At 69.3% G+C, this 24,654-nt stretch carries 25 protein-coding genes; 4 read left to right on the forward strand and 21 right to left on the reverse strand.

Going from position 1 to position 24,654, the window contains the following annotated elements:
• Positions 1-9: 9 nt before the first annotated feature.
• The 14 genes from argB to ACV4UX_RS02990 form a co-directional block, all read right to left on the reverse strand.
• Positions 10-897: an acetylglutamate kinase gene (argB, locus tag ACV4UX_RS02925; protein WP_491591836.1), complete on the reverse strand. Its 888-nt coding sequence runs from the start codon at positions 895-897 to the stop codon at positions 10-12.
• Between the two features lie 11 nt (positions 898-908).
• Positions 909-1,553, reverse strand: coding sequence for a DUF4276 family protein (locus ACV4UX_RS02930; protein ID WP_491591837.1), 645 nt, complete (start codon positions 1,551-1,553; stop codon positions 909-911).
• Entirely contained in the window at positions 1,550-2,716 is a 1,167-nt protein-coding gene (locus tag ACV4UX_RS02935) for an AAA family ATPase (protein WP_491591838.1), read from the reverse strand. The genes ACV4UX_RS02930 and ACV4UX_RS02935 overlap by 4 nt, the downstream gene beginning before the upstream one ends.
• A gap of 2 nt (positions 2,717-2,718) precedes the next feature.
• On the reverse strand, positions 2,719-4,110 hold the full coding sequence (gene hslU / locus ACV4UX_RS02940) for an ATP-dependent protease ATPase subunit HslU (RefSeq protein WP_491591839.1): 1,392 nt from the start codon (positions 4,108-4,110) through the stop codon (positions 2,719-2,721).
• Positions 4,107-4,649 carry an ATP-dependent protease subunit HslV gene (hslV, locus tag ACV4UX_RS02945; RefSeq protein WP_173082259.1) on the reverse strand — a complete coding sequence of 181 codons (543 nt, stop codon included), beginning with the start codon at positions 4,647-4,649 and terminating at the stop codon, positions 4,107-4,109. Before hslV ends, hslU begins: the two co-directional genes overlap by 4 nt.
• Before the next feature lies 1 nt (position 4,650).
• Positions 4,651-5,220 carry a macro domain-containing protein gene (locus ACV4UX_RS02950; RefSeq protein WP_491591840.1) on the reverse strand — a complete coding sequence of 190 codons (570 nt, stop codon included), beginning with the start codon at positions 5,218-5,220 and terminating at the stop codon, positions 4,651-4,653.
• Positions 5,196-6,464 carry a M16 family metallopeptidase gene (locus ACV4UX_RS02955; protein ID WP_491591841.1) on the reverse strand — a complete coding sequence of 423 codons (1,269 nt, stop codon included), beginning with the start codon at positions 6,462-6,464 and terminating at the stop codon, positions 5,196-5,198. The genes ACV4UX_RS02950 and ACV4UX_RS02955 overlap by 25 nt, the downstream gene beginning before the upstream one ends.
• Positions 6,461-7,381 carry an ABC transporter permease gene (locus ACV4UX_RS02960; RefSeq protein WP_491591842.1) on the reverse strand — a complete coding sequence of 307 codons (921 nt, stop codon included), beginning with the start codon at positions 7,379-7,381 and terminating at the stop codon, positions 6,461-6,463. Before ACV4UX_RS02960 ends, ACV4UX_RS02955 begins: the two co-directional genes overlap by 4 nt.
• Positions 7,378-8,397: an ABC transporter permease gene (locus ACV4UX_RS02965; RefSeq protein ID WP_491591843.1), complete on the reverse strand. Its 1,020-nt coding sequence runs from the start codon at positions 8,395-8,397 to the stop codon at positions 7,378-7,380. The genes ACV4UX_RS02960 and ACV4UX_RS02965 overlap by 4 nt, the downstream gene beginning before the upstream one ends.
• Positions 8,394-9,938, reverse strand: a complete 1,545-nt coding sequence (locus ACV4UX_RS02970; RefSeq protein WP_491591844.1) for an ABC transporter ATP-binding protein — start codon at positions 9,936-9,938, stop codon at positions 8,394-8,396. Before ACV4UX_RS02970 ends, ACV4UX_RS02965 begins: the two co-directional genes overlap by 4 nt.
• Before the next feature lie 76 nt (positions 9,939-10,014).
• A complete protein-coding gene (locus ACV4UX_RS02975; RefSeq protein WP_491591845.1) occupies positions 10,015-10,662 on the reverse strand; it encodes a type I phosphoribosyltransferase in 648 nt (215 codons plus the stop codon).
• An 89-nt stretch (positions 10,663-10,751) separates the two neighbouring features.
• Complete coding sequence (locus tag ACV4UX_RS02980; protein ID WP_491591846.1) at positions 10,752-12,161, reverse strand: hypothetical protein; 1,410 nt, start codon at positions 12,159-12,161, stop codon at positions 10,752-10,754.
• A gap of 115 nt (positions 12,162-12,276) precedes the next feature.
• On the reverse strand, positions 12,277-13,368 hold the full coding sequence (locus tag ACV4UX_RS02985) for a BMP family ABC transporter substrate-binding protein (RefSeq protein WP_491591847.1): 1,092 nt from the start codon (positions 13,366-13,368) through the stop codon (positions 12,277-12,279).
• A 109-nt stretch (positions 13,369-13,477) separates the two neighbouring features.
• Positions 13,478-14,587, reverse strand: coding sequence for a BMP family ABC transporter substrate-binding protein (locus ACV4UX_RS02990; protein WP_491591848.1), 1,110 nt, complete (start codon positions 14,585-14,587; stop codon positions 13,478-13,480).
• A 233-nt stretch (positions 14,588-14,820) separates the two neighbouring features.
• On the opposite strand from ACV4UX_RS02990, the gene ACV4UX_RS02995 reads away from it, so the two are divergent.
• On the forward strand, positions 14,821-16,038 hold the full coding sequence (locus ACV4UX_RS02995) for a two-component system sensor histidine kinase NtrB (protein ID WP_491591849.1): 1,218 nt from the start codon (positions 14,821-14,823) through the stop codon (positions 16,036-16,038).
• A gap of 91 nt (positions 16,039-16,129) precedes the next feature.
• On the opposite strand, the gene ACV4UX_RS03000 is transcribed toward ACV4UX_RS02995, so the two are convergent.
• The 7 genes from ACV4UX_RS03000 to ACV4UX_RS03030 are packed head-to-tail and all read right to left on the reverse strand — an operon-like array spanning position 16,130 to position 21,828.
• Complete coding sequence (locus tag ACV4UX_RS03000) at positions 16,130-16,816, reverse strand: C40 family peptidase (protein WP_491591850.1); 687 nt, start codon at positions 16,814-16,816, stop codon at positions 16,130-16,132.
• 40 nt (positions 16,817-16,856) lie between these two features.
• Positions 16,857-17,102: a hypothetical protein gene (locus tag ACV4UX_RS03005; RefSeq protein WP_491591851.1), complete on the reverse strand. Its 246-nt coding sequence runs from the start codon at positions 17,100-17,102 to the stop codon at positions 16,857-16,859.
• Between the two features lie 4 nt (positions 17,103-17,106).
• A complete protein-coding gene (locus ACV4UX_RS03010) occupies positions 17,107-18,294 on the reverse strand; it encodes an ATP-binding protein (RefSeq protein ID WP_491591852.1) in 1,188 nt (395 codons plus the stop codon).
• Between the two features lie 19 nt (positions 18,295-18,313).
• Complete coding sequence (locus tag ACV4UX_RS03015) at positions 18,314-19,495, reverse strand: BaiN/RdsA family NAD(P)/FAD-dependent oxidoreductase (RefSeq protein ID WP_491591853.1); 1,182 nt, start codon at positions 19,493-19,495, stop codon at positions 18,314-18,316.
• Positions 19,496-19,549: 54 nt separating this feature from the next.
• Complete coding sequence (locus ACV4UX_RS03020) at positions 19,550-20,332, reverse strand: C40 family peptidase (RefSeq protein WP_491591854.1); 783 nt, start codon at positions 20,330-20,332, stop codon at positions 19,550-19,552.
• 48 nt (positions 20,333-20,380) lie between these two features.
• Positions 20,381-21,145, reverse strand: a complete 765-nt coding sequence (locus tag ACV4UX_RS03025) for an exodeoxyribonuclease III (protein WP_491591855.1) — start codon at positions 21,143-21,145, stop codon at positions 20,381-20,383.
• Positions 21,142-21,828: a metallophosphoesterase family protein gene (locus ACV4UX_RS03030; protein WP_491591856.1), complete on the reverse strand. Its 687-nt coding sequence runs from the start codon at positions 21,826-21,828 to the stop codon at positions 21,142-21,144. Before ACV4UX_RS03030 ends, ACV4UX_RS03025 begins: the two co-directional genes overlap by 4 nt.
• A 44-nt stretch (positions 21,829-21,872) precedes the next feature.
• Between ACV4UX_RS03030 and ACV4UX_RS03035 the strand changes: the two genes are divergently transcribed.
• From ACV4UX_RS03035 to ACV4UX_RS03045, 3 genes are all read left to right on the forward strand, one after another.
• Positions 21,873-22,496 carry a 5-formyltetrahydrofolate cyclo-ligase gene (locus ACV4UX_RS03035; protein ID WP_491591857.1) on the forward strand — a complete coding sequence of 208 codons (624 nt, stop codon included), beginning with the start codon at positions 21,873-21,875 and terminating at the stop codon, positions 22,494-22,496.
• An 87-nt stretch (positions 22,497-22,583) separates the two neighbouring features.
• A complete protein-coding gene (locus ACV4UX_RS03040; RefSeq protein ID WP_491591858.1) occupies positions 22,584-23,312 on the forward strand; it encodes a purine nucleoside phosphorylase YfiH/LACC1 family protein in 729 nt (242 codons plus the stop codon).
• A 617-nt stretch (positions 23,313-23,929) separates the two neighbouring features.
• Positions 23,930-24,493 carry a hypothetical protein gene (locus ACV4UX_RS03045; protein ID WP_491591859.1) on the forward strand — a complete coding sequence of 188 codons (564 nt, stop codon included), beginning with the start codon at positions 23,930-23,932 and terminating at the stop codon, positions 24,491-24,493.
• Positions 24,494-24,654: the final 161 nt, after the last annotated feature.

Consider the following 24,654-nt stretch of genomic DNA (forward strand, 5'->3'; position numbering starts at 1 on the left):
ACTTCCTCCTCAGCGCTTCAGGCAGACCTCCGTGCCGATGCCCTGCCTCGTGAACAGCTCCAGGATGAGCGAATTCTCCACCCGTCCGTCGATGACGTGGGCCTTCTCCACGCCGGACTGCACGGCCTCCATGCAGCACTTGAGCTTGGGGATCATGCCGCCCTTGGCCACGCCTTCCTCGATGGCCTGGCTGGCCTCCTTGAGGTCCATGGTCTCGATGAGCTTGCCTTCGGGATCGAGCACGCCGGCCACGTCGGTGAGCAGCAGGAGGCGTTTCGCGCCCAGGGCCTGGGCCACGGCCCCGGCGGCGGTGTCGGCGTTGATGTTGTAGGTGCGGCCCTCGTCGTCCACGCCCACGGGGGCGATGACGGGGATGACGCCGCTCTGCACCAGGGTTTCGATGAGTCCGGCGTTGACGCTCACGGGTTCGCCCACGTTGCCCAGGTCGATGATCTCGGGCGGGGCGTCCTCGCGCGCGAGCACCATCTCGAGCTTGCGCACCTTGATGAGCCAGCCGTCCTTGCCGGAGAGGCCCACGCAGGAGCCGCCGTGCAGGTTGATGAGGTTGACGATCTCCTTGTTCACGCGGCCCACCAGGACCATCTCCACCACGTTCATGGTGGCGTCGTCGGTGACGCGCAGCCCCTCGCGGAAGTGGGACTCGATGCCAAGCTGCGTGAGCATCTGGCCGATCTGGGGACCGCCGCCGTGCACGATGACCGGGTTGACCCCGATGTACTTGAGCAGCACCACGTTGAGGGCGAAGCTCTTCTTGAGGTGCTCGTCCTTCATGGCGTGGCCGCCGTACTTGATCACCACGGTCTTGCCGTGGAACTTGCGGATGTAGGGCAGCGACTCCAGGAGCATGCGGGCCTGGCCGGCGGCGGATTCTTGCATGGGGGCGTCCTTTAGAGGGTTTCGAGGAATTCCACGAAGGGTTTGAAGCACTGGGGACAGGCTTCGGCCAGCGCGCGAGGGTTCTGGCCGTGCAGGATCATGGGCGCGTCGGCCACGCCCTGGTAGCGCCTGCCGCATTGCTCGAAGAGTTCTTCCACGATCCGCTTGGGCGGATGCCCGTGGTTCTGGTCTTCTACAGGAAGGGTCCACGGCGTGTCGAGGCGTTCAAGGCCCAGGTGCGCGCGCAGGGCGTCGGGGCAGGCCAGCAGGAGGGCTTCAAAGTCGTGCTTGAAGCAGAAGACCCGGAAGCGGTCGCGGCATTCGCTCCATTGCTTGGGGCGCATGCCGTCGCAGTGCGTCTTGAACCGCGCGAGCATTCCCTCGCGGAGTTCATCGGCAGTATGGTGGTTGAATCCCTGATTGGGGGGATAGAGGTCCGGCACGGCGGCAACTACGGCGTGCCGATTGCCCAGGGTTATCTCCGCGGCTTTCCTGGGCGCATGGAGCACCACGTTCTTCTTGCCGTGGCCCTCCCGGAAGGCGTGGAAGGTGAGGGAAGTGCCTTCGCCGGCTTTGGCGGCGACAAGCGGAGCGAACAGGTTCTCCAGGGCCGCCTTGTCCGAGGGGCCTTCCACGTAGATGAGAACCGTCTTCACAGGACTTCGATCTCGTCCGAGCGGTGGATGTTTTCCAGTTCCTCCGGGCCGAATTCCTCCAACAGGGCCACGAGGGTCGCGGATTCGCCGGGCTTCCGGGACGCGGCTTGGCCGTCGGTCTTGGTCAGAACGGTTATGTCGCCCAGGTCGAACTGGGAGAGAAAGTAGGAATTGTGGGTGGCCAGCAGCACCTGCATCCGCACGCTGGCCTTTTTGATGAGAGCGGCCAGCAGGGGCAGGGCGCGGGGATGCAGGCCCACGTCGGGTTCGTCCAGGCAGACCAGCGCCGGGGGCGCGGGATTGAGCAGCACGGCCATCCAGCACAGGAGCCTGAGGGTGCCTTCGGAAAGGTCTCCCAGGCTCAGGCGGCCTGGCACGCCCTGTTCCTCCCAGAAGGCCATGACGTTCCCCGGGCCGCCATAGGCCCCGATGCTCAGGCGGGAAAGACCCGGCACGACTTGCCGGAGCCAGAACCCGAGGTCGTTGAAGACGCGGGGGTGCTCGGTCATGAAGTGGTGGAGCACCGCGCTCAGGTTGCCGCAGTCCTCTTCGCAGGAAGCGTTCTGTTCCACCAGCGAGGGGTTGCGGATCCGCTCCAGATTGATCCTGGAGGCTGCATGGAACCGCCATGAAGCGATGCTTTCCCGGATGTCGAAGAGGGGCCGGGAGTTCTTGTCGTAGACAAAGGAGAGCGTGAGGCGTTTTGGGCTCAGGGGGGCCTTGCCGTTGTGGACGCCGTAGAGGGGGAAGTCTTCCGAGAAGGACACCGTGTCCTGCGTCCGGTCCAGCAGCGTGCGACAGGGCAGGGAACGCCACCCGTCCGGATGCTCGCGAACCTGTTCCGAGAGGATCGCCGCCCGACCGGGCAAGGCGAATACCGATGCCTCGTGGGAATACGCGGCCTGGGTTTCCGACTGGAAAAACAGCTGCCAGCCGAACCGTGCTTCGTCACTGCGAGGGTGAAAGAGCGACTGCCCCTTGAAACCCGCGATCACCTCGGGAGGGATGTCGCGCTCCAGGGCGTCGCGCACGAAGCGCAGGAGTTCGAACACCGTGGACTTGCCACTGCCGTTGGCTCCCACCAGAACTTCCAAAGAGGACACGTCCAGGACGGCGTCCCGGAAGGCCTTGAAGTCGATGATGCGTAGCGCGGCAAGTTTCATCGCTAGAGTATATACCTCGTCAAATCCCTGTCCTCTGCCACGTCCTTCAGCTTCTCTCGCACATAGTCGCGGTCGATGACAACCGTCTCGCCGCCCCGGTCGGGGGCGTCGAAGGAGAGGTCCTGCACGATCTTTTCCATGATGGTGTAGAGGCGGCGCGCGCCGATGTTCTCGGTGTCGGCGTTCACCTTTTCCGCGAAGTCCGCCACCTCCTCCAGGCCCTCCAGGGGGAACTCCAGGCGCACGCCCTCGGTGGCCAGCAGCGCCGTGTACTGCACCGTGAGCGAGTTCTGCGGCTCGGTGAGGATGCGCAGGAACTCGTCGCGCCCAAGGGCCGAGAGCTCCACGCGCAGGGGGAAGCGCCCCTGCAGCTCCGGGGCCAGGTCCGAGGGCTTGGAGAGATGGAACGCCCCGGCCGCGATGAACAGGATGTGGTCCGTGCGCACCATGCCGTATTTGGTGTTCACCACGCAGCCCTCCACCACGGGCAGCAGGTCGCGCTGCACGCCCTCGCGCGACACGTCCGGCCCGGAGCCGCCCTGGCCGCCCCGGCCGCAGATCTTGTCGATCTCGTCGATGAAGAGGATGCCCGTCTGCTCCACGCGCTCCTTGGCGGCGTCGGCCACCTTGTCCATGTCCACCAGCTTCTCCGACTCCTCCTGGATGAGGATGTCGTAGGCCTCGCGCACGCGGAGCTTGCGCGTGCGCCGCTTCTGGGGGAACACCTTGGAGAACATGTCCTTGAACTGGCCGCCCAGCTCCTCCATGCCCGGCATGGCCATGATCTCCACCGTGGGCGAGGGCTGGAGCACGTCCATCTCCACCTGCTTGTCGTCCAGCGCGCCCTTGCGCCAGAGGGCGCGCAGCTTCTCGCGCGTGGAGGCGGCCTCCTCCGAGGGCGGCGTGGCGTCGGCGTAGCCCATGCCCCCGGCCGAAGCCAGGGGGCTCGCGAAGCCCATGGACGACCCCTGGCCCGGAGCGGGCGGCAGCAGCAGGTCCAGCAGGCGCTCCTCGGCGGCCTTTTCGGCCTTCACGCGCACCTTCTGGGACTCCTCCTCGCGCACCAGGCGCACGCCGATCTCCATGAGGTCGCGCACCATGGATTCCACGTCGCGGCCCACGTAGCCCACCTCGGTGAACTTGGTGGCCTCCACCTTGTGGAAGGGGCAGCCCGCCAGTTTGGCCAGACGGCGGGCGATCTCGGTCTTGCCCACGCCGGTGGGGCCGATCATCAGGATGTTCTTGGGGGCGATCTCGTCGCGCAGGGAGGGGGCCACCTGGCGGCGTCGCCAGCGGTTGCGCATGGCGATGGCCACCATGCGCTTGGCGGGGTTCTGCCCCACGATGTAGCGGTCCAGTTCGGAGACGATTTCCCGGGGAGTGAGCGTGTTCATGATTTTGCGGCGGTTTCCAGCACGATGTTGGAGTTGGTGAAGACGCACATCTCCGCCGCGATCTCCATGGCCTTGCGGGCCACGTCCGGGGCGGAGAGGTCGGTGTTGCGGGACAAGGCGCGCGCGGCGGCCAGGGCGTAGGAGCCGCCCGAGCCGATGGCGGCCAGGCCGTCGTCGGGCTCGATCACGTCGCCAGCGCCCGTGAGCACGAGCACGGTGGAGGCGTCGGCCACCAGGAGCATGGCCTCCAGGCGGCGCAGGTACTTGTCCTTGCGCCAGTCCTTGGCCAGCTCCACGGCGGCGCGCACGAGGTTGCCGGAGAATTCCTCCAGCTTGGCCTCGAAGCGCTCGCAGAGGGTGAAGGCGTCGGCCGTGGACCCGGCGAAGCCCGCCAGGACCCGGTCCTTGTAGAGTCGGCGCACCTTGCGCGCCGAGTGCTTCATGGCCACGGCCTGGCCGAAGGTGACCTGGCCGTCCCCGGCCATGGCGACGCCTGCGGCGTCGCGCACGGCCAGGATGGTGGTGGCGTGGATGTCCATGTCAGTCCTTGAGGATGCGCCGGGCGTGGCCCAGCCAGGTTTCGTAGGCTTGCGCGGAGTAGAGCGTCATCCAGGCCTCTTCGGCCAGGCCCTCGCGCAGGCCCAGGGCCAGTTCGGCCAGGGCCAGGGGCGCGGCCAGGTCCACGGGGTAGCCGTAGACTCCGCAGCTGATGGCCGGGAAGGCGAGGGTGCGCACGACGTGGGCGCGGGCCAGCTCCAGGCAGGAGCGGTAGGCCCGGGCCAGGGCCTGGGGCTCGCCGTGGCCTCCGCCGCGCCAGACGGGGCCCACGGCGTGGAAGATGTAGCGGGCCGTGAGGGCGAAGCCGGGGGTGGGCTCGGCCTCCCCGGCCTCCAGGGGGCCGCGCCGGGCGACGATGGCCCGGCAGGCCGGGGGAAGCTGCGGCCCGGCGGCCTGGTGAATGGCCCCGTCCACGCCGCCGCCCCCCGCAAGCCGGGCGTTGGCGGCGTTGACCACAGCCTCCGCGGGGAAGGTGGTGATGTCCGCGTGGGCCAGGCCCAGCAAGCCTTCTCCGGCCCGGAAGCGGATCACGGGCGGATGGCCTCGCGCCATGCGGGGTCCACGGTGGGGCCGAGGACGCCCAGTCCGGCGCGGGAGAAGTCCAGCAGTTCGCGGGCCAGGCGGGACACGTCGTCCAGGGTGACGGCCTCGAAGCGCGCGGCGGTCTCCTCGGGGGGCACGGCGTGGCCCAGCACCAGGTGGTTGCGCGCCAGGCGCGACATGCGGTCCTCGCTGGACTCCAGGGAGAGGAAGAGCCCGGAGAGCAGGTGGTCGCGGGCGTGGTCCAGCTCTTCGGCGGTGACGCCATGGCGGGCCAGGCGGTCGAGTTCCTCGCGCAGGCAGGCCAGGAGTTCGGGGGTGCGCTCGGGGTCCACCCCGGCGCAGACGTGGAGCACGCCCCGGTCCGAGAGGGAGTTTGCGTAGGAGTAGACGCTGTAGGCCAGTCCCCTGCGCTCGCGCACCTCCTGGAAGAGGCGCGAGGACATGTTGCCGCCCAGCACGGCGTTGAGGGCGGCCAGGGCGAAGCGGCGGTCGTCGGCCGCGCCCAGGGCGGGGAAGGAGAGGGTCACGTGGGTCTGCTCGGCGTCGCGCTCGCGCAGGAGCACGGCGGGGCGGTACTCGCCGCGCGCGGGCTCGGGCAGGGGCGCGCCCGGGGCCAGTGCGCCGAAGCGGCGTTCCACCATGGCGAAGAGTTCGTCGTGGTCCAGGCCTCCGGCCGCGGCCACGAGCATGCGTTCCGGGCGGTAGTGCCCGGCGCGCCAGGCCTCCAGGCCGGGGAGATCGAAGGCGCGCACGGTCTCGGGGGAACCCAGGATGGGGTGCGCCAGTGCGCCGCCGGGCCAGAGTTCGGACCAGAAGGACTCCATGAGGCTTTCTTCCGGGTCGTCCTCCACCATGGCGATCTCCTGGAGCACCACGTCCTTTTCGCGGTCCAGGTCCTCCAGGGAGGGCGCGGGGTGCAGGGCGATGTCGGAGAGGATGTCCAGGGCCTCTTCCAGGTGGCGCGTGGTGACGCGGGCGTGGAAGCAGGTGTGCTCGCGGCTGGTGAAGGCGTTGGAGTGGCCCCCGAAGAGGTCCAGGGCCTTGGCGATGTCCAGGGCGGAGCGGCTGCCCGCGCCCTTGAAGCCCAGGTGCTCCCAGAGGTGGGCCGCGCCTTCCTGGTCCGGGGTTTCGTGGCGGGAGCCCACCTCGATCCAGATGCCGAAGCTCACGCTGCGGGCCTCGGGCAGGCTTTCGGCGGCCAGTCGCAGGCCGTTGTCCAGGACGTGGAAGCGGATGTCGTCCGGGCTGGTCATGACTCCTCGGGGAAGTAGGGTTTGCCCAGTCCGGCGGGGGCGCGGCCGCCCCTGCCCAGGGCCGTTGCGAGGCTCAGGGTGAGGATGGTGAGCACGTAGGGCAGGATGCGCAGCACGTAGAGGGGCACCAGGTGCACGCTGGTGGCCTGGAAGAAGAACTGGAGCGCCGAGAGGAACCCGAAGAAGAGCGCCCCGGCCAGGGCGGGCCAGGGACGCCAGCCCGCGAAGATCACGATGGCCACGGCGATCCAGCCCTGGCCGCCGGAGATGCCCTCCTTCCAGCCCGGGGTGAACACCAGCGACAGGTAGGCCCCGGCCGCGCCCGTGAGAAAGCCCCCGACCGCGAGGCACGTAAGGCGCGTGCGCGCCACATGGACGCCCATGGCGTCGGCGGCGGCGGGGTTCTCCCCGCAGGCGCGCACGGCCAGGCCGAAGCGCGTGCGGGTGAGCATCCACCACGAGGCCAGCGCGACCAGCACGCCCAGGTAGACCACGGGGTTCTGCTTGAAGAGCGCGGGGCCGATCCAGGGGATGTCCGCCAGCACGGGGATGGGCATCTCGCCCACGCGCAGGCCCACCTTGCCGATGAGCCCCCGGCCCAGGTAGTTGGAGAGCCCCAGGCCCAGGATGGTCAGGGCGATGCCCGAGAGCAGCTGGTTGGCCCCCAGGCGCACGGCGAAGAAGCCGTGCAGCAGGGCCAGGCAGCCCCCCACGGCCCCGGCTGCGGCGAAGGCCAGCAGGGGGTCGCGCGTGACGAAGCCCGTCCAGAAGCCCGTGAGCGCTCCCATGACGAGCATGCCCTCCTGGCCCAGGTTGATCACCCCGGAGCGCTGCGAGAGCACCTCGCCCTGGGCCGCCAGGAGCACGGGCAGGGAGGTCTTGAGCGTCAGCGCCACGAGGAAGACGAAGTCGTTCATCGCCTGGCCTGCCTTGTCTGGAGCCACAGAAGCGAGAGGAGCAGGGCGGCTTCGATCACCAGGCTCGCGGCCGAGGGCAGCCGCAGGCGGGTCTGGAGGTATTCGCCGCCCACCAGCACGGCGGCCAGGACCACGGCTGCCGGGGGGGCCAGGGCCGGGTTGAGCCTGGCCAGGCAGGCCACGATGACGCCGTCGTAGCCGTAGCCCACGGCCAGCCCCTGCTGGAGCCGGGAGTGGATGCCCGAGACCTCGCCCATGCCCGCCAGGCCCGCCACCGCGCCCGAGAGGAGCAGCACCGCGAGGGCGCGCCTGCTTGAGTCCATGCCCGCGTAGTCGGCCGCGCGCGGCCCCAGGCCCATGACCGTCAGCTCGTAGCCCCAGCGGGTCTTGGCCAGCGCCCAGGCCAGCACGGCGCACCCGGCAAGGCCCATCAGGAAACCGGGGTGGATGCGCGTGCCCGGGAAGCGCGGCAGGGTGGCCGCGTCCGCGAAGATGGCCGTGCCGGGGAAGCCCATGCCCAGGGGGTCGCGCCAGGGGCCGAAATAGAGGTGCTCCATGAGGGCGATGGCCACGTAGTTGAGCAAGAGCGTGGTGATGATCTCGCTCACGCCCAGGCGCGAGCGCAGCCACGCCGGACCCGCCGACCAGCACGCGCCGCCCGCCGCGCCGGCCAGGACCATGCACGGCAGCAGAAGCCAGCCCGGCCAGGAGGGGCCCAGCGCCAGGGCCAGCCCCGAGGCGAACACCCCGCCCATCACCAGCTGGCCTTCGCACCCGATGTTCCACAGGTTCATGCGCGCGGCCACGATCACCGCCAGGCCCGTGAGCATGAGGGCCGAGGCCTTCACGAGCACCTCGGAGAAGCGCGCCCAGGTGCCGAAGGCCCCCAGAAACATTACGTGGTAGGCCTCCAGGGGGTTGGCCCCCAGGAAGGCGAAGATGGCCGCCCCGGCGGCCAGGGGAATGGCCGCGGCCAGCCCCCAGAGCAGGAAGCGCGAGCGCGCCTTGGCGGTCATCGGCAGGACTCCACGCCCGCCATGAGCGGGCAGATGCGGGCCACCTGGTCGGGGTCGGCCACGTCGAGCACGGCCAGCACGCGGCCTTCGAACATCACGGCCACGCGGTCGGCCAGGGTCAGGGCCTCGGTGAGCTCGCCCGTCACCAGCAGCACGCCCGCGTGCTCGCGCGCGGCCAGGAGGCTCTTCCACACGTCCTCGGAGGCTCCCACGTCCAGGCCCTGGGTGGGCTGGTTCACCACCAGCACGGAGGGGCGGCGCGAGAGCTCGCGGGCCAGCAGGAGCTTCTGGAGGTTGCCGCCCGAGAGCTCGCCCGAGGCTTGTTCCGGGGCCTGGGCGCGGATGTCGAAGCGCTCCATGGCCTCCAGCGTGGCCTTGCGTCCGCCGGTCCAGTCCAGGACCATGCGCCGGGTGAAGTCCCCCAGGCGGGTGAGCAGGAAATTGTGGGTGAGCGACAGGGGCGGGATGCTCCCCTCGTGGTGGCGGTCTTCCGGCACGTAGGCCAGCCCGGGCTTGGGGGCCTTGGCCCAGTGGCGCGCCTCGCACGGCGCGCCTTCCAGGGCCACCGTGCCCGCGCGCGCGGGGCACAGCCCGGCCAGGGCCTCGGTGAGTTCGGTCTGCCCGTTGCCCGCCACGCCCACCACGGCCAGCACCTCGCCCCGGCGCAGGGAGAGGTCCACCTCGCGGAAGGCGGGGCGCTCAAGGTCCGGCCCGCCGGTGAAGCCCCGGAGGTTCAGCACCTCGTCTGCCGGGGCCACGGGGGGCTTGTCGATGGCGAAGATCACCTCGCGGCCCACCATGAGCCGGGCCAGGTTGGCCTTGCCCCCGGCCTCGGCCGGGGTGGTCCGGGACACAAGGCGTCCCCGTCGCAGGATGGAGATGCGGTCGGAGAGTTCCAGGGCCTCTTCGAGCTTGTGGGTGATGAAGAGGATGGTGCGCATCTCGCGGCGCAGGGTCTTGAGCACTTCGTGGAGCCCGGCCACCTCGGTGGGGGCCAGCACGGAGGTGGGCTCGTCGAAGATGAGCACCCTGGCCCCCAGGCGCAGGAGCTTGAGGATTTCCACGCGCTGGCGCTCTCCCATGGAGAGGTCGCGCACGAGGGCCTCGGGGCGGGCCTTGAGCCCGAAGCGCCCGGAGAGTTCGCGGATGCGCCGGGCCTCGCCGGGCAGGTCCAGCAGGGCGGGGCCTCCGGCGGCCAGGGCGATGTTCTCGGCCACGGTGAAGGCCTCCACCAGCATGAAGCGCTGGTGCACCATGCCCACGCCCCTGGCCAGGGCGTCGGCCGGGGAGGCGAAGCGGGCGGGCCTGCCTGACAGGACGATCTCGCCCGCGTCGGGGTGGTAGCGCCCGGAGAGGATGGACATGAGCGTGGACTTGCCCGCGCCGTTCTCGCCCAGGAGGGCGTGGATCTCCCCGGCATGGGCGGTGAGGCTCACGGCGTCGTTGGCCACGTTGGGGCCGAAGCGCTTGGTGATGCCCCTGAGCTCCAGGGCGGGATGGGGATGGGCCGGGGGGGCGTCCGGCGAGTCGGCGGGGCGCATGGCCGGGGGTTCTACGTCAAGAGCGCCGGGGAGTCGAGCCCCCCGGCGCGGTCGGAATTTGGAGAGGAGGTCCTGTTCACGCCTTGCGCAGAGGCTCGGGAAGCCGGGCAAGGTAGGTGAGCGGCGTCAGCGCCGGTTCGCCCTCGATGGCCACGCAGGCGTGGGTGATCACGGGGGGCGGGGTCTCCAGGCGGGCGTGGCGCGCGGCGGCCTCCACCAGGGACTGGAGGGCCAGCATGGTGGAGCCCGAGGAGATCACGTCGTCCAAGAGGATGACGCCGTCCACGGCCTCGGCCACGATGGAGATGGAGCGCTCGTAGAGGGCCAGGAACTTGTCGCCGCTGGTCACGGAGTCCGCGCCCACCTGGATGACCGGGCGGCGGGAGGGCTCCATGTGGGGCTTCACGCGGTTGTGCGCCACGGCGATCTCGTCCAGGCCCAGCTCGCAGGCGGCCACCTGGGCCACCTGGAGGCCCTTCTCCACGGCCGTGACCATGCCCACGCGGCGCTTCCCGGCGATCATGGGGCGCAGCCTGTCGGCCAGCAGGCGTCCCAGGTCGCGGTTGAGGCGGATCTGCCCCACCAGGTCCAGGGAGGCGATGCGCGCTTCGCCGCCCTGGCCGTCGGGCAGCCAGACCCAGGGCAGCTGGACCTTGTAGCCCAGGCCTTCCACGTGGAGGGCGTGCTTGTCGCCGGATTCGCGCACCGGGCGTTCGTAGATCATGGGATGCTCCTTGCGGCCGGGCGGTGCGCCCGAAGCCGCGAAGGCCCCGCATACCACGCCTCGGGCCGCCAGCACAACGGGCGCGGGCTCTACCGGATGAGCATCAGGAGCGTGGAGTCGCCCGTGCCGCACACGTCCAGGAGCGTGGCGCGCTGTTCGCGCACGAGGGCCTGCGCCTCGTCGCGTCCGGTGATCAGGAAATCCGCCTCCATGCGGCGTTCTTCCGGCAGAATGTCCTGGATGAAGTCCATGCGCCTCCAGGCGATGTAGAACCTGGCCGTGTGTTCGTGCACGATGGTGGTGGCCAGCGTGAACTTCCGCCCGGCGGAGGCGAGTGGGCGGCAATCGGCGGCCAGCCGGTCGATGAAGCGGTCGGCGCAGGCGTCGCGGACCCAGGTGGATGTGCGCGCGAGGTTGGCGTTGCGGACGGTGTTGAAGGCGCCGACGGCGGCGACGGCCAGGAGAAAGGCCCAGACCCAGGGGGCGGACCGCCTGAATCCGTTCACGAGGCATTCGCCGGAGAGCGCGAACACGAGCGCCATGACCGGGTGCAGAAAGAGCGTGGCGCGCTCCACCAGATAGGGGGTGCCGAACAGGTGGTGCTCCAGCACGAGTCCGCCGCACACCAGCAGCAACAGGGCCGTCGCCCGCCCGAAAGGCGCTCGTGCCCGGTCCGGGCATTCCGGGCGCCTGGAAGCCGACAGGCCCAGGACCATGGCCGCCGCCAGGGCGAGGGCCAGCCCCCAGGCCGTGGCCGCGAAGATGTGGGGCGGCAGGTGCGGCTCGTAGAGGGTCACGCGCACGAAGCTGGCCAGGGAACCGTCCACAAGGCCTGCCTGGCTGCCCCACCAGTGTTCGTTCTGCTTCACGGCCAGGCGCAGGGCGCCGGCATAGGTGGCCCAGAGCAGGGCGAGCGTGGCCAGGGAGGGCAGGGCGTGGAGCCACGCCGAGGCCGCGCCGCGCGTCCGGGCCTCGCGCAGCAGAAGCCATGCCGTGACGCCGAGCCCGGCGAGATAGGGGTATACGAACGACAGGTTGGCCAGAACGGCCACGGACAGGGGCACGGCGGCCAAAGCCCAGGCGCGGCCCTCCGGGCGCAGCAGCGCGGCCAGCCCCAGGAGCAGGAAGCCCAGGCCCAGGGAGTAGCCGCGCGCGAGAGAGAGGAAATCCAGAAGATAGGGGTTGGCCAGAAGCAGCAGGGTCAACAAGGGGGCGCGGTAGCCCCCGGCGAGGTGCGGAGCCATCCGGCAGGCGCAGGCCACGTAGAGCGCCCCGCCAAGCATCGCAGGGAGCCTGGCCGCCCAGTCGTGCTGCCCGAATGCGGAGATGCTGGCCTGCATGAGCAGCGAGTTGAGCAGGTGGTTGTTCAAGGCCGCGATGGCTGAATCGGCGAGCAGTTTGGTGATGTCGTCCAGGGGCAGCGGGGTGGCGCTCCAGGCCTCGTCGCAGGTCATGGAGAGGGTGAAGCCGCGCGAGATGCAATACGCCAGGGCGGCCAATCCCAGAATGTTTGCGGCGATACGCGGCGTCAAAGGGGAACCTTTGCCTCGGGGGATGAAACGGGGCCTTCCGGTCCGCCGGAAGGCCCCGTTGAGTGACGTCAGGCCCGGCGAGCTACTCGGGCAGCTTGCCGTTCACGCCCTTGAGCAGCCAGCGCATGGTGTAGAGTTCCTTCACCGTGGCGCGCTGCCCGGCGGGGATCATCACCTGTCCGGCCTGGTCCGCCATGGGGCCCAGGAAGGAGTTGTCCGTGCCCTTCTTGATCAGGTCGATCTCGGCCAGGACCTTCTTCTGCACCTCGGCGGGGACCTTCTCGTTGAACTTGGAGAGCTTGATGGCGTCTTCCTCGAAGCCCCAGTAGAGTTCTTCGGCCTTCCAGGTTCCAGCCAGCTTGGCGTTCACCAGCTTCACGTAGAACTTGCCCCAGTTCCAGATGGTGGAGGCCAGCACGCACTTGGCCCCGAATTCGGCGGCGTCCGCGCCGTAGCCGATGGCGGGCACGCCCTTGGCGCAGGCGGCCAGGGAGGAATCGGGAGTGTCGGCCATCTGGCGGATCAGAGTGCAGCCGCGCTGCACCAGGGCCTCGGCCATGGTGGTTTCGCCGATGGGGTCGCGCCAGCTCTTGAGCCAGACCACGGTGTTCAGGGTGTCGACGTCGAATTTGGTTCCGGATTCGGCCAGGCCCTTGAGCAGGCCGTGGGTGAAGCCGTTGATGCCGCGGATGGGCTCGGGGATGGGGTTGGTGGCCACGGTGCCCACCTTGGTGAAGCCCATGAGGCCCGCCATGTAGCCCACGATGTATTCGCCCTGCTCGATGCGGGCCATGTAGTTGCCCATGTTGGGGGCGGTCTTGTAGCCGGAGCAGTGCTCGAAGGTGATCTTGGGGAAGTCCTTGGCCACCTGGAGCATGGGGTCCATGTGCTCGAAGGTGGTGCCGAAGATCATGTCGTAGCCGTCCTGGGCGAACTGGCGGAAGACGCGCTCGCCGTCGGCCGCGCCCACGTTCTCGGCGATGGCCACTTCGATCTTGTCGCCAAGCTGGCGCTTGAGTTCCTCGATGCCCACGTAGTGGGCGTAGTTCCAGCCCTGGTCGTTGACGGTGCCGATGAGGGCGAACGCCACCTTGAGTTTCGCGGCCTCAGCCCGGCAGGGCAGGACGGCCAGCACGGCCAGGCAGAGGGCCGCGAGGATCGAACGAGCGCGCATGGAGCCTCCTGGTTGGGGAAATGTCGAAGCGCCGGAAAGATGCCGCAAACCGCCGCGTTTGTAAATCGGGAGGGTGTCCGCTTCGGTCTGGATTGGCGCGAAACATGTTTCAATCCGGGAGTTTGCCTTTCACGCCCTTGAGCAGCCAGCGCATGCTGAGCAGCTCCCTGTCCATGGCCCTGGCCCCGGCCGGGACCATCACCTTTCCCGCCTGGTCCTCCAGCGGCCCCAGGAAGGAATCGTCCGCGCCGGACTTGATGCGCTCAAGCTCCGCCAGCACCTTGGCCCGCACGGCCTGCGGGACGCTCTCATGGAAGGGCGAGAGCGACACCGCGCCTTCCGCGAAGCCCCAGTACACGTCCTGGGCCTTCCAGGTTCCGTCCAGGCGGGCCTGCACCTTCTTCACGTAGATGCCGCCCCACTCCCAGAGGGTGGAGACCAGCACGCAGGCGCCGCCGAAGCGGGCCGGGTCCGCGCCGTAGCCGATGGCGGGCACGCCTCTGGCGCAGGCGGCCAGGGAGGAGTCCGGGGTGTCGGCCATCTGGCGGACCAGGGTGGCCCCGCGCTGGATGAGGGCCTCGGCCACGGTGGTCTCGCCCTGGGGGTCGCGCCAGGAGTTGAGCCAGGCCACGGTGTTCACGCCCGTCTTGTCGAAGGCCGCGCCGGATTCGGCCAGGCCCTTGAGGAGCCCCCGGGTGAAGCCGTTGACCCCGCGCACCACCTCGGGGATGGGGTTGGTGGCCACCGTGCCCACCCGGGAAGAGCCCATGAGCCCGGCCATGTAGCCCGCCAGGTACTCGGCCTGCTCCATGCGCCCCATGTACACGCCCGCGTTGGGGGCGGTCTTGTAGCCGGAGCAGTGCTCGAAGGCCACGGCCGGGAACTCCCCGGCCACCTTGAGCAGGGGGTCCATGTGCTCGAAGGTGGTGCCGAACACCAGGGAGCAGCCGTCCTGGGCGAACTGGCGGAAGACGCGCTCGGCGTCGGCCGCGCCCACGTTCTCGGCCACGGAGACTTCGATCCTGTCGCCCAGTTTCTGTTTGAGTTCCTCGATGCCCAGGGCGTGGGAGTGGTTCCAGCCCTGGTCGTTGGCCGAGCCCAGCAGGGCGAAGCCCACCTTGAGCCGCTGGGCCTGGGCCGGGACCTGGGCCGCCGTCGGGGAAGAGAAGGCCGTCAGGGCCGCCAGCAGGAAGGCGGCCGCGAGGATCGGGATGCGCATGGAACCTCCTTGCGCGAGGGGACTTTTCCCAGGCAATGCCCCAGGCGGTGGGCTTTGTAAATCCGCCCGGCCCTTGCGGACCCCGATGCGGAGCGCCGACGCGAAACGGCGCACCGTGGGGGAGGGGGGCGGCAGTCCGGGGCCGACGGGGGGGGAGCGGCGGGCCGCGCGGCCGGACGTGGCCGTCTGACCGGGCTTGAAACCGGGTCCGGAACGCGTATAGTCCGGGCACCATGAGTCCCGGGAAACGCGACGGCGGCGACATCGCCGCCCGGCTGCGCGGCGAGTTGGACGCCCTGGCGCGCCGCGAACGCCATTGCCAGATGCTCAGGCGTCTGCTGGAGGAGTTGCGCGAGGAGTACCGCTCCCTGGCGCTCTCCGCGCCCGACGCCATCGTGGCCTGCGACGCCAGGGGGCAGGTGGTGTTCTACAACCACGCGGCCCAGGCGCTCTTCGGGCGCGAGCCCGAGGAAGTGATGGGCAAGAGCCTGGAGTTCCTGCTGCCCGAGCGCATGCGCGAGCGCCACGTCCAGGGGTTCGGCCGGGCGGCCCGCGCCGGCCGGACGCTCAAGCCCCGCGTGGCCGTGGAGTGCGTGGGCCTGCGCGCCGACGGGTCGGAGTTTCCGGTGGAGATCACCCATTCCAGCTGGAAGCGCGGCCAGGCCACGTACTTCGCGGCCTTCATCCGCGACATCTCCGAGCGCAAGCACTACGAGCGCCTGCGCGAGGACGTGGAGCGCATCGTGCGCCACGACCTCAAATCGCCGCTCCTGGGCATCGTGGGCTTCGCGCGCCTGCTCATGGAGGACGATTCCCTCACGGAGAAGCACCGGGAGTGGGCCCGGCTCATCCACGACTCGGGCCAGCAGATGGACCGGCTTCTGGCCAATTCCCAGGCCATGCTGCGCATGCGCCAGGGCGACTACTCCGTCACCCCGCGCCCCGTGGACCTGCCCCGCCTCCTGGAGGAGCTGGGCAAGCGCTTCGAGCCCGTGCTGCGCGAGCGGGGAGTGGGCCTGGCCTGCGAGACCTCTCCGGTCCAGGGGGGGGAGGGCGCGTGCAGCATCCAGGGAGAGGAGGCCTTCCTGGACGACATGCTCTCCAACCTGATCAAGAACGCCGTGGAGGCCTCCCCCGAAGGCGCGAGCGTGAGCGTGACCCTGCGCCGCGAGGGCGGGCACGCGGTGGTGGACATCCACAACCTGGGGGTGATCCCTCCCGGCGTGCGCGAGCGCTTCTTCGAGCCCTACGTCACCTCGGGCAAGCCCGGGGGCACGGGCCTGGGGGCGCACAGCGCGCTGCTCATCGCGCGCGCCCACGACGGCGAGATCGACTTCACCAGCGACGAGGAGGAAGGCACCCACGTGCTGGTGCGCCTGCCCATGGGCACGCCCGGCGAAGCTTCGGCGGAGCCGCCCGCACAATCCCCCGGGGAGTTTCCCGGCGAATAGCCCCCGGCGGCCGGGCGTCGGCCCGTCCTGCGCGCCCCGGCCCGCATCCGGCCTCGCGACGGCGCGCCCCGCTCCGGCGGCCGCGCCCGCCCTATTCCACCACCCTCCGGGCGTGGGAGAAGCACTCCGAATACCACCCGCTGAAGCGGCGCACCCGCACGCCCTCGGCGTGGGAGTCGATGATTTTCCCCTCGCCCAGCCAGAGCACCACGTGGGAGACGCGCGCGCCGCTTTTGGTGGTGATGAAGAGCAGGTCCCCCACCTCGAAGGGTTCGCCGGGGGCGAGCCTGCGGCCCGGGGCCTGGGGGCCGTCGGCCTGGGCCGCGATGAGCGAGGTGAAGCGCACGCCCAGCCCGTAGTTGTAGACCCAGGACGTGAAGTTGGAGCAGTCGAGCCCCTGGCCCTCGCCCGGGTTCCAGGCGGGGATGTGGTGGTGGCGGTAGTTCAGGCCCTCGTAGCGCCGGGCCACGGCGGCGATGCGCAGGCGCTTCCAGGCCGCCGGGTCCGCGCCCCGGGGGGCTTCCACGCCGGGGTAGGCGCGCGCGCGCGGCCCCCAGGAGCCGTAGCGGCCGGAATACCAGGCGGACTCGGGGGCGTCGGTCTGGGGCAGGCGGTCGCGCTCGGGGAAGTCGGCGGTGAGGCTCGCGGGGTCGATGGCCTGGGGAGGCCCCTGGCCCAGGGCGGCTCCCGGGGCCAGGGCGGCCCAGAACAGGACGAGGGCGGCCAGCAGGCAGAACGCGGCGCGGGCGGAGGGGATGCGTGGGGACGGTGCGGGCATGGCGTCTCCTTGCGTTTCCGGCGTGGCCGGGTCGGGTCCGTCAGTGCTCCAGGATCTCCTCGAAAACGGCCTGGAGGTCGAACTCGTTGTAATAACGGCATTCCACGTCGGAGAGGGTGTCCAGGGCGCGGCGCAGGGCCTGGGCGTCTTCCGGGGCCTGCTCCATGGCCGTCTTGAAGGCGGCGCGCAGGTCGTCGAAGATCTTGCCGGAAGCGGCCTTCACGGCCTCCTTGGCCACGTACTGGGCGTACTGGCGCGAGTAGAGCTCGCAGCTTTGGGCGTCCATCCGTTCATTCCTTGGCTGGGACCACGAGCCCCAGGTCGTCGATCCTGCCCTTGAGGGGCAGTTTCACGGTGCAGGCCGCGCCCCCGGGCGTCTGCGCCAGGGAGACGTGGCCGAAAAGCTTGCGCGCGGCGGCCCGGGCGATGGGCAGGCCGAACCCCGTGCCCATGGGCTTGGTGGAGTGGAAGGGCAGAAAGAGCGCGGCGGGGTCCTCCCCTGGGGGCAGGCCGCCGCTGCCCTGCACGATGAGGTCCAGATGGCTGGGCACGGAGGGGTCCTGGGCGCTGGAGATGGTCAGCCAGGGCCTGGCCGGGTCCATGGCCTCCAGGGCGTTGGCGAGCACCTCGCGCAGGAGCGTGGCCAGCAGGGCCGGGTCGGACTGCACCTCGGGGCGGCGCGGGTCCAGCGCCCAGCGGGGTTCCAGCCCGTCGGGCCAGCCGGGCCGGGCCTGGAGCTCGTCCGTCAGGGAGCGCAGCAGGGGCTCCAGGGCCACGGCGGAGAAGCCGGGCTCGGCGAGCTCCACGGCGTTGAGGTTGGAGATGTCGCGGGTCATGCGTTCCAGGCGCAGGGCCTCGTCGAGGATCACGCGGGCCTTCTCGCGCATGCCGGGGTCGCCGTCGGCGCGCAGGATGCGCGATGCGGCCGCGCCGATCACGGTGAGGGGGTTGCGCGTCTGGTGGAAGAGCCCCTGGAGCACGGGCTGGGCCACGGAGTCGCGGTGGGCGGTGTGGCCGCGCACGCGCACGAGCATGCACAGGTCCAGCAGGTCCACCACGGCGGAGGCCACGGCCGGGACCTGCTCCTGGGGCACGTGGCGGCGCACGCCGCGCACGAAGTACTGGCGGCTCTTGATCTCGCCCAGCATGGTGAACTGCACGCCGATGCCGCAGCGCGCGGCGTCCGCGCCCTGCTGCCACAGCTCCTGGAGGAAGGCGTCGTCCCAGGGCCTGTGCCAGAGGGTGGAATACCAGCCCACCCAGAAGCGCTTGGACGCGCCGCCCCAGTATTCCAGGGCGAAGTCCAGGTAGGCGCGGGGGGAGGCCTTGCGGAAGAGGGCGTCCAGGTACTTGCCGGCCTTGCGCCCCCGTTCGGCCAGCATGGCGGCCCAGGGCCGAAGGATTTCCAGGCGCGCCTCGTCCAGCCCGATCTCGCGGCGGAAGTAATCGAAGCGGGGCAGCGAGGGGCCTGGGGTCATGGGCGCGCTTCCGCCGGAGTCAGGGCCTGTCGGCCGGACGCATGGACTGGGCGGCGGCGAAGCCCGAGGCCCAGGCCCAGTGGAGGTTGTAGCCGCCCAGCTGGCCGGTCACGTCCATCACCTCGCCGGTGAAGTAGAGGCCGGGCACGCCAAGGCTCTCCATGGTCTTGGAGGAGATGGCCTTGGTGTTCACGCCTCCGGCGGTGACCTCGGCCTTCTTGTAGCCCGCCACCTCCTTGGGGGTGAACTCCCAGGCGGTGAGGCGCTTCACGATCCAGGCGGCCTCCTCCTTGCGCAGTTGGGCCACGGGCTTGGCCCCGATCTCCGGGGGCACCACCATGCCCGCCAGGCGCGCGGGCAGGAGCTTGGAAAGCACCGTCTTCACCTGGGACTTGGTGTTGCGGGCCTTCTGGAGGGTCTCTTCCGGCGAGGCCGTGGGCGTGAGGTTCAGGGTGACGGGCTTTCCCGCGCGCCAGTAGGAGGATATCTGCAGGGCCGCCGGGCCGGAGAGGCCCTTGTGGGTGAAGAGCAGGTCGTCCTCGAAGGCCGTGGCGCCCATGGAGATGCGCACGGGCAGGGAGATGCCCGAGAGCGCGGCCATGCCCCATCCGGGGCCCATCACCAGGGGGGCGAGCGCCGGGCGCGGTTCCACCAGCTCCAGCCCGAAGGTCTCGGCCACGCCGTAGCCGAAGCAGGAGGACCCGGTCTGGGGCCAGGCAAGTCCGCCCGCAGCCACCACCAGGTTGGCCCCGAACACGGCCCCGCCGGACCAGAACACGCGGAAGTGTTCGCTGCGTTCGATGTTCTTGATGCGCGCGCCCATGTAGAAGTGCACGCCGCTTTGCTGGCAGAGGCGCTCCAGAAGGTCGGCCACGGCCTGCGCGCCCTGGGGGCAGAAGAGCTGGCCGTGACGCTCCTCCACGCTCGAAAGCCCGTTCTCTTCGAGGAAGGCCTTGAAGTCCAGGGCCTTGAAGCGGCTCAGCGCGGAGAGAACGAAGTGGGGGTTGTCCGAGAGGAAGTTCTCCGGCCCCACGCGGGTGTTGCCGAAGTTGCACCGGCCGCCGCCGGTGATCTTGAGCTTTTTCCCGGTCTGGTTGTTGTGGTCGAAGACGGCCACGGAGAGGCCCCTGCGGGCCGCCGTCAAAGCGCAGAACAGGCCGGATGCCCCGGCTCCGATGATCACGGCGTCGTATCCGAACATGAGGGCTGCGATACGCCATCCCGTGCCCGGGAGCAAGGCGCAAGGCGCGGCGGATCAGATGAGGCGTCTGGCCCCGGCGAAGGAGGCGTTCCAGACGGGATCGTCCAGGGAGCCTTCCTTCACCGCGCCGGGGGTGGAGGCCGCGTGCACGAAGCGTCCGTCGTCCACATAGATGCCCACGTGGTTCACGCCCTTTTTGCCGAAAAACACGAGGTCGCCGGGCTTGAGGTCTTCGCGGGTCACGGGGCGTCCTTCCCGGAACTGCTCGCGGGAGCTTCGGGGCAGGTCCAGGCCGCTCCTGCCGTAGACGTAGCTGGTGAGCCCGGAGCAGTCGAAGCCGCGCCGGGGGCTTTCGCCGCCGGGCACGTAGGGCTTGCCCAGCAGGGAGCGGGCCGTGCGGATGAGGGCTGCGGGGTCCGGGGGCGCGGCTTCGGGGGCCAGGGCCGGGGCAGGGCCGGTCTGGACGATCCTGGGCGGCGCGGGCGTCGGAGACTTGGCGGCGGCCTTGTCGGCGGGGCGTCGGCCCGTCGACAGACCGTCGGCCCAGGCGGCCAGGGCGGCCTCGTCCTGGGCGCTGAACTGGACAGGGACCGCCGGGGCGGGAGGCGAAGGCGCGAGCGCAGAGGCGATGGCCCCGCGCACCTCGCCGGAGGCGACGCCGCGCACCGCGCCTGCCAGGGCTGGGGAGGGCGCGGCGGAGGCCGGGACGCCGGGTTCCTTGCGATTCACCGCCCTGGCCAGCACGTCCGCGAACCCGCGCGACAAGGGGAGGGGGCCTGAGGGTTGCGCCTCCCGGAGCGGTGCGGTGTCTCGCGGCGTGACGGGTCCTATGGCCATGGGGAGCCTCCGGAGCCGTCAATGCATGCGCCGTGCCGAGGTCGCGGGTCAGCCCAGGTCCAGCTCCAGGCCCACGGGGCAGTGGTCCGAGCCCGTCACCTGGGATTCGATCCAGGCGCGCTTCACCCGGGGCCGGAGTTCCTCGGAAACGTAGAAATAGTCGATGCGCCAGCCCACGTTGCGGCTCCTGGCCTGGAAGCGGTAGTCCCACCAGGTGTAGTGGCCGCCGCCCTGCTCGAAGAGCCGGAAGCAGTCCACGTAGCCGTGGGCGATGAAACGGTCCAGCCAGGCGCGCTCCTCGGGCAGAAAGCCCGAGGTCTTTTCGTTGGACTTGGGGTTTTTCAGGTCCAGCTCGGTGTGGGCCGTGTTGAAGTCGCCGCAGGCCACGATGGGCTTGGCGAGGCGCAGCTCCTGGGCGTGGGCCAGGAAGGCCTCGTAGTAGGCCATCTTGTAGTCCAGGCGGTCCTGCCCGCGCTGGCCGTTGGGGAAGTAGACCGTGAGGAAGTGAAACTCCGGATACTCCAGGTGCAGAAGCCGCCCTTCGCCCCGGAAGCGCGGGTCGGGCAGCTCGGCGTTCACGGCCAGGGGGGCGCGCCGGTGGTAGGCCCCCACGCCCGAGTAGCCCTTCTTCACCGTGCAGGAGACGAAGCTGGGCCGGTAGCCGTGGACCTCCCCGAAGTCGGCCTCGTGGCCGGGCTGGATCTTGGTCTCCTGGAGCCCCGCCACGTCGGACCCCGAGGCCGCCAGCCACTCGAAGAAGCCCTTGCCCGCCACGGCGCGCAATCCGTTGACGTTCCAGGAATGAAGGATCACGGCGTCGCCTCCCCGGCCGTCAGCACCCGGGCCGAGAGCGTGGAGCCGTCCCAGTCCAGGCGCACGTAGCCGCCCGAGGCCAGGTCGCCCGGGTTGACCACCAGCGTGCGCCCGATGCGGTCCTCGCCGCGCGCCTCGTGGATGTGCCCCGTGAGGCACACCTGGGGCTGCGCCTCCTCGATGAAGGCCCGCACCGCCGGGGAGCCCACGTGCGCGCCGCTGGGCAGCCGGTCCGCCGCCGTGCCTTGGGGCGGGTTGTGGCACACCAGGAGCAGGGCCTCGCAGTCTTTCACCCGGGCGTGGACCTCGCGCAGCCACTGGCCCAGCTGTTCGTCGGGGACCTCGCTGGGCGTGCCGAAGGGCGTGGGCGCGGACCAGCCCACCCCCATGGCGCACAGGCCCGGGGCCAGCCGGACCACCCGGCCGTGCAGGTTCATGCCCGAGGCCTCCAGCGTCTCCTGGGCCGCCAGGCGGTCCATGTTGCCGATCTGGGCCAGCACGCGGGGATTGAGGCGCGTCACGGCGTCGATCACACGGGAGGCCTCCTCCCGGCCGCCCCGGTTGGTCATGTCGCCGGAGACGATCACCCCGGCAGCGCCTGGCAGCTCGGGGATGCGGGAGAGGTTGGCGGTCTGGCCGTGGATGTCGCCGATGCCGATCCAGTAGGGGGGTTGATTGGTCATGCGCGGTCCGTGGTTGGATTGGTTCTTTGCCGACGGGAGGCTCCATGATAGCAGAAAGCCCCATGGCCCACAACGAAGCCGCCGCCTCCCCGCCGGACAAGGCCGCCCTGCGCCGCGCCCTGCTGGCCCGGCGCGACGCCCTGCCACCCGGGGCCGGAAGCCTGGCCGGAGAACAGGCCGCCGCCCTGCTGGAGACCCTGCCGCGCTGGCTGGAGGCCCGCGAGGTGTTGGTGTACCTGGCCTTCCGGGGCGAGGTGGACTGCTCCGGGATCATGCAGACCCTCTGGCGGCGCGGCGCGCGCGTGCTGGCCCCGCGCTGCCGCCCGGGCGAGCGCGGCGTGCTGGACGTGGCCTGCGTCAGCTGCTTCGAGGAGTTGGCCCCCGGTGCCTACGGCATCCTGGAGCCGGACCCGGACCGCTGTCCCGCCCTGCACGCCTTCGCCCCCGGCGCGGCCCTGATCCCCGCCGTGGCCTTCGACCGCCAGGGCGCGCGCCTGGGCTTCGGGCAGGGCTACTACGACAGGCTGCTGGCGCGCCCCGCCCTGCGCGACACGTTCCTTGTGGGACTGGCCCACCCCTTCCAGGTGCTGGATAAAATCCCCACCGATCCCTGGGACCGCCCCGTGCAAGCCGTGGTGACGCCCGAGGATGTGCTGTTCACGCGGTGAGGCCTCCGGCGGCCAGAGAGGGCGCTGCCCTCTCTGGACTCTTCCGGCCCTACAACCACAAGCGCACGCGAAACCAGAGGTCGATCCATGTCCGTCACGTTCATCCCCTTCGCCTTCCCCGGCATCCCCGGCGTACGCGCCGCCTTCACCACCGCCGCCACCGGCCCGGACCGGGGCAACATCTCCCGCAACGTCCCCCACGACCCGGACGCCGTGCGCGCCAACCGTCAGGGGCTGATGGAAAGGCTGGGCTTCGCCCACTGGTGCTCGCTCAAGCAGGTGCACGGCACGGACATGGCCTTCGACCCGGACCCCGTGGGGCCGGGGGACGGCTCGGGCATCGTGGCCGACGGCAGCGCCACCGCCACGCCCGGCAAGGCCCTGGTGATCAAGACCGCCGACTGCCAGCCCATCCTGCTGGCCCACAAGGACGGCCGCCACGTGGCCGCGCTCCACGTGGGCTGGCGCGGCAACGTGCTGGAATTTCCCCAGAAAGGCGTGCAGGCCTTCTGTGAGCGCTACGGCCTGGACCCCGCCGACCTCTCGGCCGTGCGCGGCCCGAGCCTGGGGCCTGCCATGAGCGAGTTCAAGAACTTCGAGATGGAATTCGGCGAGCGCTTCCGCGACTTCTTCGACCCCGCCACAAGCACGGTGAACCTCTGGCGGCTCGCCGTGGCCCAACTGACGGAGGCGGGATTGCGCCGGGAGCGCATCTACGGCCTGGACCTGTGCACCCACAGCCTGGCCGAGTTCCATTCCTACAGAAGGGACAAAGGGGCGTCGGGCAGGCAGGCGAGCCTGGTGTGGATCGGCTGAGGCGGGAATCCTGCCCGTAGGGCCCCGCCGCAGGTGAGCAGAGGGGGCGCTCTTCCTCGCAGCATATACGGGGGCGGAGCGTAACTCGCCCGGCAGACGCATGCCCGCCGGGCGACGTTTCTTTCAGTCTAGACGCCGAACAGCGCCTTGGCCCTGCGCAGCAGGCGCAACCTGTTGGCGAGGCCGTTGCGGCCCTTTGCAACGTTTTTCATCAGGTGTTGTTTTGTCGTTGAACAGTATAGAGTTTTGCTGTATGGCATCGCTATTGAATATCGACCTAGGTGTTTCGTGTGTCTTATGGAGGCTGTCTGGGCGCGTGTCAACTGTCTGTCTCTGACGATGGCTTGGTCGAGGTACACCTTGTCGGTTTGTTCTCTGTTGTTGCGCACACTGCTGTGCAATACTAAACAGTCCAATGGGGCGAGGGGGTGTTTCATTTGTCTCGGAATTTCTATAGGATATTTCTATTTGTTGTGTTCGTGCTGGCATTGTCAGCCTGTTCGTCGCTTACACCGAAGTCAACCGTTGTTAGTCCTGTTTTAGGTCAGGGCGGTGAGAAAAAGAAACTGTCGATTGTCAGGATGGAATCGACTCATGCCGGGTCGAGTTCGAGTATCGTGCTCATGTCGATGCCGGTGATGTCTCCCGTTATAGTAGTTGCTGGTGCAGGACATGCAGTTTCAAGGGACCGAGTGATGGATGGTCCTAGAGAGATGCTGGACAGGAAATGTTTGGCTGCAATTGAGAGCGTGCTGTCAAGAGACGTTTCTGTTGAATATGTGGGGTGCTCAGATCTGAGGTTGCCTGATGGAGTCGGTGCTCGCGGTGATGCAGAAGTCAGGCAGCTGGCAAAGACTGTAGTTGAGTATAATCATCTGAATTGTGCGATTATAGTGAAGCCGTTTTTCACTCTTGCAGCTGGACTGAACAAGACTCTTGTTTTGTGCATTGATTGGAGGGTTGTCGATGCATCAGGAAATGATGCATTTTTGGCAAGGACTGTTGTTCACGCTTCTGAAAAGGTCGAGATACTTCCAGACACTAGGGATGGCAAATATCATGACCTTTGGGTTGGTCTGACAATGAAAAGCACTGAGGATTTTTTGCTCATGTTGCAAGGTGATAGGCCTGTACATTCACGAGAGCTTCCTGCAGCTCTTCGTTTTGAATATGGCCCATAGGCCGTATTGAAACATCTTCAGCCAGGGCCTCTCAGCAGAAGGCGTATCAAGAAATCGATTATTATCCAAGTATTGGTTCTTTATCATCCCGGAGAGTGCCCTATACAGAGACCCCTGCACGGTAAAACGCCTCAATAGACCTTCCAACTATTCGTAATTCA

This window comes from Fundidesulfovibrio sp., assembly GCF_058402725.1.